The sequence below is a fragment of the Blautia sp. CGZ-1-C1 genome (genome assembly GCF_056504575.1).
Genome location: NZ_JBWLUT010000203.1, coordinates 1 through 10,644 on the forward strand (window position 1 = coordinate 1; position 10,644 = coordinate 10,644).

A 10,644-nucleotide genomic window follows, 5' to 3' on the forward strand; every position below is an offset into this window, starting at 1 on the left:
TGCAGATGGCTCTATTTCAGCCGGATTAATTTCTTTTGCATCAAAAAGTCCCCACAATTCTTCAAACGTAATAACAAAATCAACATCACTTCGAACAGAAGTGCGCATTGCTTCCAATTTTTTGGCTGCGCAAGGTCCGATGAATACGACTTTTGCATTCGGATGCTCTTTTTTGACACTTCTTGCAGTTGCAACCATCGGAGTCAGCTCTCTGGAAATATTGTCGATCATTGCAGGGAACTGCTTCTTGGCAAGCATAGACCAGGAAGGACAGCAGGAAGTAAGTAAAAATGGAAGATGTCCGGTAGCCACTTCATTCGCATAATGATGCGCCTCGCTGATTGCACCGATATCTGCACCAAGTGCCACTTCATATACATCGGTAAAACCAAGTGCCGCTAAAGCTGCATGGAACTTTCCAAGGTGTCACGTCATCACCAAACTGACTGATATAAGCAGGTGCAACTTCAGCAGTCATCAATTTCATTTCCCTCACGAAGCGCATGCGCAAGCTGGAAAATCTGAGATTTATCAGAAGGTATAGCTCCGAAAGGACAGCTTACCATGCACATACCAGAGGCCAACCAGCATTTTGCTCGCGGTCAGTCCTGTGCCACGTCCCTGTTCATCGCTTTCAATAGCTTTTACACCACAGGCGCGTTCGCATGGACGTTCTTTATGGGCAATGGCATCATATGGACAGACAGACTTGCATTTTCCGCATTTAATGCACTTCGACTGATCGATATGTGACTTACCATTTACCATGGAAATCGCACCCTTAGGACAGACCTGCATACATGGATGAGCAACACATCCTCTGCACATATTGCTGACTTCGTACATATTAGACGGACAGGCTGAGCATGCAGAAGGAATGACCTGCATAAAGCGGCGGTTCATAATATTTCTCATCGATGTTAGAAGCCTCAACTCCGGCAGTCAGATGAACAGCTTTGTTTTCAGGACGTAAAGAAAGTCCCATTGCCAGTCGCACACGCTCGCTGGCTACGGCACGTTCACGGTAAATACTTTCACGATACTGTGCACGCTCTTGTACGATATTATAGGGAATTGCCTCAATATCGTGGATCAGAGATGCATCTGTAGACTGAAAGCCAAGCTTTGCAACTTCTGCAAAAATCTTACGCCGGATCTGTTTTACGGGTGTGTCGAGAGTTCTCATATTTTGTTAATCTCCTATTATATTTATTTCCGGGCTTTTTCTACACTAAAAATATATCAAATAATGGTAAAAATGTCATGTTTTTTATTTAACACACCTGTTAAAGAAATTGCTTTTCAATTCCAAACATTAACAAACAATATAAATCTATAGAAGATAATAATAAATAAATTTCAGAAAATTGCAAAAATGATATTGTGTAAATTAACCATATATTGTATAATATCAACAGCACATATGTTGAAAATAACTAAAGCTGCGTGGAAATCAAAAAACTGGTATTTTAAGGAGGGAACCGAATGTTAGACCAGTCTTATTACAGAAAAGCGGATGAGATTATCGAGCACTACGGACGTACAGCGGCATCGCTGATTCCGATCATGCAGGATATTCAGGCGGAATACCGTTACCTGCCGGGAGAACTGCTGACTTATGTAGCTGCCGAAATCGGAGTAAAAGAGGCTAAGGCCTACAGTGTCGCTACATTCTATGAGAACTTTTCCTTTGAGCCGAAAGGAAAATATATCATTAAAGTGTGTGATGGAACAGCCTGTCACGTAAGAAAGTCTATGCCTGTTAAAGAGGCCCTGATGAAAGAACTGGGACTGAGCCACAAGAAACATACAACAGACGATATGCTTTTTACGGTAGAAACTGTATCCTGTCTTGGTGCCTGCGGACTTGCACCGACAATGACTGTTAATGACGAAGTACACCCGAAGATGACTCCTGAGAAAGCTGTTGAACTTTTGAATGAATTGAGAGGTGAGTGCGTATGAGTATTAAGAGCAGGGAAGACCTGTTAAATAAACAGGCAGAGGTAAATGAGCAGATCAAATCTTACACCTGTCGAGTTCTTGTCTGTTCTGGTACAGGATGTATCGCATCCGGAGCTCAGAAAATTTATGACGAAATGGCAAGGCTTTGTGAAGACATTGATGGTGTTACTGTAGAAATGCAGAAAGATGTGCCACATGTAGGCGTAATAAAAACAGGATGCCAGGGCTTATGCGAACTTGGACCTTTAATGAGAATTGAACCTTATGATTATCAGTACGTTCATGTACAGCCTGAAGACTGTAAGGAAATCGTAGAGAGGACTGTACTGGAAGGCAAACCGGTAGAGAGACTGTTTTATCGTGATCATGATACTGTCTGTCCACATCCGGATGATATTCCTTTCCTGAATCAGCAGACCCGTATCGTTCTTGAGAATTGCGGTAAGATCGATGCAGAATCTATCGAGGAATATATTGCTGTCGGTGGCTATCAGGCACTTGCAAAAGTAATAGGAAGCATGTCTCCTCAGGAAGTTATTGATGAAGTTACCAGGTCAGGTCTTCGTGGCCGTGGTGGTGCCGGATTCCCGGCTGGTAAGAAATGGTCCCAGGTTGCCCGTCAGGCAGAAAAGACCCGTTATGTGGTATGTAATGGTGATGAAGGTGACCCTGGTGCATTTATGGATGGTTCCGTAATGGAAGGCGATCCATATAAGATGATTGAAGGTATGACGATTGCAGCTTATGCAGTAGGCGCAGAGAATGGATATATTTATGTTCGTGCGGAATATCCGCTTTCTGTAAAGAGACTGAGAATGGCAATTGAACAGGCCGAAAAATATGGTCTGTTAGGTGATAACATTTTAGATTCCGGTGTAAATTTCCATTTACATATCAACAGAGGTGCCGGAGCTTTCGTATGTGGTGAAGGATCTGCCCTTACTGCATCCATCGAAGGAAACAGAGGCATGCCACGTGTAAAACCACCTCGTACAGTAGAGAAAGGTTTATGGGGCAAGCCTACTGTTCTTAATAACGTAGAAACTTATGCTAATGTACCAAAGATCATTCTTGAGGGAGCCGACTGGTTCCGTACGATCGGTACAGAAGGAAGCCCGGGAACCAAGACATTCTCACTGACCGGTTCTATCGAGAATACAGGCCTGATCGAAGTTCCAATGGGAACTACGCTTCGCCATATTATCTATGATATCGGCGGCGGATTAAAGAGTGGTGCGGCATTTAAGGGTGTTCAGATCGGTGGTCCGTCCGGCGGGTGCCTGATCCTTGATCAGCTAGATGCACCTCTTGATTTTGATTCTGTAAAGAAATTAGATGCAATCATGGGCTCCGGTGGTCTGGTAGTTATGGACGAGAATACCTGTATGGTAGAGGTTGCCAGATTCTTTATGAACTTTACTCAGCGTGAGAGCTGCGGTAAATGTGTTCCATGTCGTGAAGGCACCAAGCGTATGCTTGAGATCCTTGAGAGAATTGTTGCCGGTAAAGGCGAGATGTCTGATCTGGATGAACTGGAAGAACTTGCAAATATGGTTCAGAATATGGCTCTGTGTGGCCTTGGCAAGAGTGCGCCTCTTCCTGTTATCAGTACTCTCAAACGTTTCCGTGATGAATATGAGGAACATATCCTTGATAAGAAATGCCGTGCAAAAGTATGTACAGCACTTCGTCAGTTCCACATTAATCCTGAATTCTGTATCGGCTGTGGTAAATGCGCGAAGAACTGCCCGGCGGGAGCTATTTCAGGTAAGATCAAACATCCACATCACATTAATAACGATATCTGTATCAAGTGCGGTGCATGTAAAGATAACTGTAACTTTGATGCTGTATACGTGGAAGCATAGAAGGGAGGATACACTATGGGCCATATGATAATTGACGGTAGAAAGGTAGAATTTACCGATGAAAAAAATGTCCTGTCTGTCATCCGCAAGGCAGGAATCAATATTCCGACACTGTGCTACCACTCAGAGGTATCCACTTTCGGTGCCTGCCGTTTATGTACAGTAGAAGACGACAGAGGCAAAACTTTTGCATCCTGTTCAGAAGAACCACGAGACGGAATGGTAATCTATACGAATTCCGGACGTATCAAAAAATACAGAAAACTGATTGTTGAACTGCTTCTGGCAGCCCACTGCCGCGACTGTACAACCTGTGTTAAGAGCGGTGAATGTATTTTACAGGAACTGGCACATCGTCTGGGTGTACAGAATATTCGTTTTGAGAATACCAGAGAACATCATGAACTGGATACAAGTTCTCCGTCTCTGGTACGTGATCCGAACAAATGTATTCTCTGTGGTGACTGTGTGCGTGCCTGCGAGGAGCTTCAGGGAATCGGTGCTTTAGGTTTCGCATTCCGTGGAACAGAAGCTATGGTAATGCCTGCATTTAATAAGAAAATTGCAGAAACAGAGTGCGTAAACTGTGGACAGTGTCGTGTATTCTGCCCGACTGGTGCAATTTCCATTAAAACGCATATGGATGAGGCCTGGGAGGCACTTGCTGATCCAAATATCCGTGTAGTTGCACAGGTTGCTCCGGCGGTACGTGTAGCGGTAGGCGACCACTATGGACTTACCAAAGGTAAGAGTGTAATGGGTAAGATTGTTAATGCGCTTCACAGAATGGGATTTGATGAAGTTTATGATACTTCTTTCAGTGCTGACCTTACTATCATGGAAGAAAGTGCCGAATTCCTCGACCGGATTAAGAAAGGCGAGAAACTTCCTCTTCTTACATCCTGCTGTCCTGCATGGGTAAAATTTATTACAGACCAGTACAAAGATTACATTCCAAATCTTTCTACATGCCGTTCACCACAGGGAATGCTTTCTGCAGTAATCAAAGAATATTTCCGTGAACCGGAACATGCAGCAGGCAAAAAAACCGTTATGATTTCTATTATGCCATGTACAGCAAAGAAAGCAGAGGCAATCCGACCGAACAGCTTTACAGATGGCGAACAGGATACAGATATTGTTATCACAACTACAGAATTACTCCGTATGATCGATAACTTCGGTATTAATTTTGCAGCTCTCGATCCGGAAGCATGTGATATGCCATTCGGATTCGGATCCGGCGGCGGCGTTATCTTTGGCGTTACCGGTGGTGTTACAGAGGCAGTACTTCGTCGACTCACACCAGATCACAGCAAAGAATCCATGCATGAAATCGCCGAATGTGGCGTTCGTGGAGATGATGGCATCAAGGAATTTACAGTTCCATATGAGGGTATGAACCTCAATATCTGCGTTGCCAGCGGACTTGCAAATGCAAGAAAAGTTATGGATCAGGTTAAGAACGGAGTAGAAAGAATATCATCTGATCGAAGTCATGGCATGTCGTCGTGGATGTATCATGGGTGGCGGACAGCCGACAAGAGCCGGTGACAGAACGAAGTTCTTAAGAGCTAAAGGGGCTGTATAATGCAGATAATACTGACGATTATCAAGAAATCCGATGAGAATCCGTTAGTTCTCGAACTCTACAACGGATTGCTTAAAGGTAAAGAACATCATCTGTTGCACAATGATTCTTATTGATAGAAAAAATTTTGACTTAATATCTGATGCCATAGTGTATTATGCTAGTATAGCAGGCTGTATGTTTGAATATACTAAAATTTAAGATTACCGGGCACAGAATGATCAGTAACAATTTAAGAGAGCAGGTCCTGCATTGTTTTGCAGGCAATGCAAGGCCTGTTTTTATAGGAATAACAGGAAGTCCTTCTGCATATTTTATAGCAATACATGAACGTTATGTGTAAATATGCAAGGGGGCTATTTTTATGGAAAATTTTCAGGTGTACCGTGATATTCAGGCCCGCACCGGGGGCGATATATACATAGGGGTCGTAGGACCTGTCCGTACAGGAAAATCTACTTTTATACGCAGATTTATGGAAGTCGTGGCATTACCGCAGATGTCAGAGAATCGTCAGGCAGAAATCAGGGATCAGCTTCCATTGAGCGGATCAGGAAAGATCATTACTACCGTAGAAACAAAATTTATTCCCAAAGAAGCAATTCCCATCACTCTTGGAGAAGACCAGAAAGTAAAGATACGCCTGATCGACAGCGTGGGATTTCTGGTAAAAGACGCCTCCGGACATACCGAAGAGGGCAAAGAGCGAATGGTAAAAACTCCCTGGTTTGAACAGGCAATTCCATTTCGGGAAGCGGCCCGTATCGGAACTCAGAAAGTAATTGAAGAACATTCCACGATAGGAATCGTAATTACATCCGATGGAAGTTTCGGTGAACTGCCAAGAGAAAATTTTGTGGAAGCAGAAGAGAAGACGATACAAGAACTAAAAAAACAGCAGAAACCATTTATTGTCCTGGTCAATTCGCAGATGCCGTATAAAGATGAGGCTTTAAAGACAGCAGAAGAAATTCAGCAAAAACATCAGGTCACTGCTTTAACAGTAAACTGCGATCAGTTAAGAAAAGAGGATATCACCCGTATTTTGGAAAAAGTTTTATATGAATTTCCAGTTAGCCAGATTCAGTTTTTCATCCCGCGATGGGTAGAAATGCTCCCGATGGATCACGAGTTAAAACAACAGCTTCTTACCCAGATCAGGGAGAAAATGAAGCAAATGCAGCATATTCGTGATATCACAAAGGAATTTATACAATTATCAGGACCATATGTGCAGGATTCACTTCTGGAAGATGTGGGATTATCTGATGGAACAGTAAAAGTCAGAATACGAATCAAGGATGAATATTATTACCAGATGCTCAGTCAGATGAGTGGAATTGAAATGGAAAGTGAGTATGAATTAATCCATACTATGCGGGAACTGGTACATATGAAAGAAGAGTATGTGAAAGTACAGGCAGCACTGGAATCCGTACGGGGAACCGGGTACGGAGTAGTTGTTCCAAATCTGGATGAAATTGAAATCGCGCAGCCGGAAGTGATCAGACAGGGAAATAAATATGGAGTGAAAATAAAATCCAAGAGCCCGTCTATTCATATGATCAGGGCAAACATAGAAACAGAAATTGCTCCGATCGTAGGAACAGAGCAACAGGCAAAAGATCTGATAAAATATATTGATGAGGGAAGCCAGAGAGGAGAGAGTATCTGGGAAACAAATATTTTCGGTAAATCCATTGAGCAGCTGGTGCAGGATGGTATCCGAAGCAAAATAACAGCCATCAGTGAGGAAAGCCAGGTAAAACTTCAGGATACCATGCAGAAAATTGTCAATGACAGTAAGGGCGGACTTGTTTGTATTATTATATAAATATAGCATATTCAATCGGATATTCGCAATCCGCTTTCGCTACTTGCTCATAACCAAATAACTGCTTCGCAGTATATCAGAAGGGGCTTGTACCCCTTCTGATACAAGCAAGTCCCCACCCACTGCTTATTGCTCTTCGCAATTGAAGCAGGGGACTTACTTGATTTGGTTAAAAAGCTTATATAAAAGCAATAGACCTATAACTTGTCAGAAGATATGAATTATGACAACCTGAAGAAAAAGCAGATTAGGTTACTGCATCAATAGATAGTTGATTCGTATCTCCTGAATCCGAGCTTTTATTACCTTCAATAACAACCTTATTAGGGAGGCATACGATAGTGCCTCCTTTTTCGTCGATTGATTTCTGCTTCATACATAAATGATCCGGACAGTCAGCCGAGAGCATGTATGCCTTTCCATCTTTAATTTCGCATACGTTAGTATCATTGATTTTAATAATCTGATCTTTTGACAAAGAATAAGTACCGTATTCCTGCCCATCTACTGTAATTTTAATAGATCCATGCCTGCCTTTATTTACAAAAGACATACCACCCCACAACGCAAGTGCCAGAATAAGAATAGCACTTATAAAAATGATTTCTTTTTTCTTCAAGATTTTTACCATCTTTCTCAATTTTTTATGACTGCATCATAACATGAACAAAAAATAATAGCAACTGACTTCTGTTTGTGGTATGGTTATTTATAGACTGATAAGAAAAAAGGAGAGGGTTTTATGGGAAAATATATTATGGCGCTGGATGCCGGAACAACCAGCAACCGCTGCATTTTATTCAATGAAAAAGGAGAACGCTGCAGTGTAGCCCAGAGAGAATTCACACAGTATTTTCCAAAACCAGGCTGGGTAGAACATGACGCAGATGAAATATGGGCCAGTATGCTTGGTGTTGCTGTAGAGGCAATGACTAAGATCGGAGCAGATGCCTCACAGATTGCAGCCATCGGAATTACTAATCAACGTGAGACGGCAATCGTATGGGATAAGAATACCGGAGTACCTGTCTATCATGCTATTGTATGGCAGTGCCGCAGAACGTCAGAATACTGTGACTCACTAAAAGCTAAAGGATTAACTGAGAAATTCCGTAAAAAAACCGGGCTGGTAATAGATGCTTATTTCTCAGCAACCAAAATAAAATGGATTCTTGACCATGTGGATGGAGCCAGGGAGAAGGCAGAGAAGGGAGAGCTTTTATTCGGCACAGTAGAAACCTGGCTGATCTGGAAACTGACAAAGGGAAAAGTACATGTTACCGATTATTCCAATGCCTCAAGAACGATGCTGTTTAACATTAATACTTTGCAATGGGATCAGGAGATCCTTGATGAACTTGGTATTCCTAAATCCATGCTTCCGAAACCAATGCCGTCCAGCTGTATTTATGGAAAATCAGATCCGTCAGTTTTTGGAGGGGCAATCCCAATCGCAGGGGCTGCAGGTGACCAGCAGGCAGCTTTATTTGGACAGACATGCTTTAGCGCGGGTGAAGCAAAAAATACTTATGGCACCGGTTGTTTTCTTTTGATGAATACAGGAGACAAACCAGTATTTTCAGAAAATGGCCTTGTAACTACAATTGCCTGGGGACTGAATGGAAAAGTCACTTATGCCCTGGAAGGTTCTATTTTTGTTGCAGGTGCTGCAATTCAATGGTTGCGTGACGAATTAAAAGTAATCGATTCTTCCGAAGATTCAGAATATATGGCAAATAAAGTATCAGATACGCATGGCTGTTATGTAGTACCGGCATTTACCGGACTGGGAGCACCTCACTGGGATCAGTATGCACGGGGAACTATCGTAGGAATTACCCGCGGTGTAAATAAATATCACATCATTCGTGCAACTCTGGAATCTATTGCCTACCAGGTAAATGATGTATTAAATGCCATGAAAGCAGATTCAGGTATCAATCTGGCTTCTTTGAAAGTAGATGGCGGAGCCAGTGCCAACAATTTCCTGATGCAGACACAGGCCGATATTATCAATGCACCAGTCAACCGCCCATGCTGTGTGGAAACAACTGCAATGGGGGCAGCTTATCTGGCCGGACTGGCAGTAGGTTATTGGAGCAGTAAGGAAGAAGTGCGTAAAAACTGGTCCATTGATCAGAAATTTTATCCATCTATCACAGATGAAACCAGACAGCAGAAGATAAAAGGATGGAATAAGGCGGTAAAATATTCTTATGGATGGGCTCGTGATGAATAATTAAGTCAATCGGAGATTCGCAATTGAAGCAGGGGACTTACTTGATTTGGTTGAGATCAAGTCGCCAACATTTTATCAGTGTACCTAAATAAAATTCAGCGTATTGACAACCTGTGACAGAGATGGTGGTACGGTAATACAGTAATTTCGGTGCGAACCGAACAAAAGTACATAAGAATATTGAGGTGCGAAAAAATGCAGGAAATGAAACCAATCAAAGAAGGTAAAGTACGTGAGATTTATGACAACGGTGACAGCCTGATCATGGTTGCAACAGACCGCATCAGCTGCTTCTGATGTTATCCTGAATAATCAGGTAACAAAGAAAGGAACTGTACTGACTCAGATGTCCAAATTCTGGTTTGATATGACAGAAGATATTCTGCCGAACCATATGATTTCTGTAGATGTAAAAGATATGCCTGAATTCTTCCAGCAGGAGAAATTTGATGGAAATAGTATGATGTGCCGTAAGCTTGAGATGCTGCCAATCGAATGTATCGTACGTGGTTACATTACCGGAAGCGGCTGGGAAAGCTACAAGAAAACCGGTAAAGTCTGTGGTATTGAGTTACCGGAAGGCCTGAAAGAATCAGACAAACTTCCTGAGCCTATCTATACTCCGTCTACAAAGGCAGAGATTGGTGATCATGATGAAAATATTTCCTATGAGCAGAGTATTGCTCACCTTGAGAAATATTTCCCGGGAAGAGGAGAAGAATTAGCTGCAAAACTTCGTGATAATACCATTGCACTTTACAAGAAATGTGCGGAATATGCATTAAGTAAAGGAATCATCATCGCAGATACCAAATTTGAGTTTGGACTGGATGAAGAGGGAAATATGGTAATCGGTGATGAGATGCTTACACCTGACAGCTCTCGTTTCTGGCCGGCAGAAGGCTATGAACCAGGACATGGACAGCCGTCCTTTGACAAACAGTTTGCCCGTGACTGGCTGAAAGCAAATCCGGACAATAACTGGACTCTTCCACAGGATATCGTAGATAAGACGATTGAAAAATATCTTCAGAGTTACGAAATGCTTACTGGTAAGAAATTAGCCTGATTATTTATCCGTATATTCTGGCGGGAAACAAATATATGATTTTGTAAATACTGTTATCTGAATGTAAGCATAATTTTG

5 protein-coding genes and 3 pseudogenes are annotated in these 10,644 nt (G+C 42.3%); 6 read left to right on the forward strand and 2 right to left on the reverse strand.

Annotated features, from left to right (window positions below; all coding sequences use genetic code 11):
• Nucleotides 1–1,186 (reverse strand): annotated as a pseudogene (locus AC058W_RS17860) (monomeric [FeFe] hydrogenase); the annotation flags it as partial.
• A gap of 299 nt (nucleotides 1,187–1,485) precedes the next feature.
• On the opposite strand from AC058W_RS17860, the gene AC058W_RS17865 reads away from it, so the two are divergent.
• The 4 genes and pseudogenes from AC058W_RS17865 to spoIVA all read left to right on the forward strand — a co-directional run bounded on the left by AC058W_RS17865 (nucleotide 1,486) and on the right by spoIVA (nucleotide 7,258).
• Nucleotides 1,486–1,965, forward strand: a complete 480-nt coding sequence (locus AC058W_RS17865; RefSeq protein WP_117674537.1) for a complex I 24 kDa subunit family protein — start codon at nucleotides 1,486–1,488, stop codon at nucleotides 1,963–1,965.
• The gene (locus AC058W_RS17870; RefSeq protein WP_118609422.1) at nucleotides 1,962–3,833 is read left to right on the forward strand and encodes an NADH-quinone oxidoreductase subunit NuoF; all 1,872 of its coding nucleotides are present in this window, start codon (nucleotides 1,962–1,964) and stop codon (nucleotides 3,831–3,833) included. Before AC058W_RS17865 ends, AC058W_RS17870 begins: the two co-directional genes overlap by 4 nt.
• Before the next feature lie 15 nt (nucleotides 3,834–3,848).
• Nucleotides 3,849–5,540: pseudogene (locus tag AC058W_RS17875) on the forward strand ([FeFe] hydrogenase, group A).
• Nucleotides 5,541–5,788: 248 nt separating this feature from the next.
• Nucleotides 5,789–7,258, forward strand: coding sequence for a stage IV sporulation protein A (gene spoIVA / locus AC058W_RS17880; RefSeq protein WP_118609420.1), 1,470 nt, complete (start codon nucleotides 5,789–5,791; stop codon nucleotides 7,256–7,258).
• Between the two features lie 247 nt (nucleotides 7,259–7,505).
• Here the strand turns inward: spoIVA and AC058W_RS17885 are convergent, their stop codons facing one another.
• On the reverse strand, nucleotides 7,506–7,877 hold the full coding sequence (locus tag AC058W_RS17885) for a NusG domain II-containing protein (RefSeq protein ID WP_242986685.1): 372 nt from the start codon (nucleotides 7,875–7,877) through the stop codon (nucleotides 7,506–7,508).
• Nucleotides 7,878–8,000: 123 nt separating this feature from the next.
• Between AC058W_RS17885 and glpK the strand changes: the two genes are divergently transcribed.
• Nucleotides 8,001–9,497, forward strand: a complete 1,497-nt coding sequence (glpK, locus tag AC058W_RS17890; RefSeq protein ID WP_117843771.1) for a glycerol kinase GlpK — start codon at nucleotides 8,001–8,003, stop codon at nucleotides 9,495–9,497.
• A gap of 195 nt (nucleotides 9,498–9,692) precedes the next feature.
• A pseudogene (locus AC058W_RS17895) lies at nucleotides 9,693–10,566 on the forward strand (phosphoribosylaminoimidazolesuccinocarboxamide synthase).
• Nucleotides 10,567–10,644: the final 78 nt, after the last annotated feature.

Coding starts and splice junctions, on each gene's coding strand:
- glpK (WP_117843771.1), top strand. CDS start 8,001: ATGGGAAAATATATTATGGCGCTGGATGCCGGAACAACCAGCAACCGC.
- AC058W_RS17870 (WP_118609422.1), top strand. CDS start 1,962: ATGAGTATTAAGAGCAGGGAAGACCTGTTAAATAAACAGGCAGAGGTA.
- spoIVA (WP_118609420.1), top strand. CDS start 5,789: ATGGAAAATTTTCAGGTGTACCGTGATATTCAGGCCCGCACCGGGGGC.
- AC058W_RS17865 (WP_117674537.1), top strand. CDS start 1,486: ATGTTAGACCAGTCTTATTACAGAAAAGCGGATGAGATTATCGAGCAC.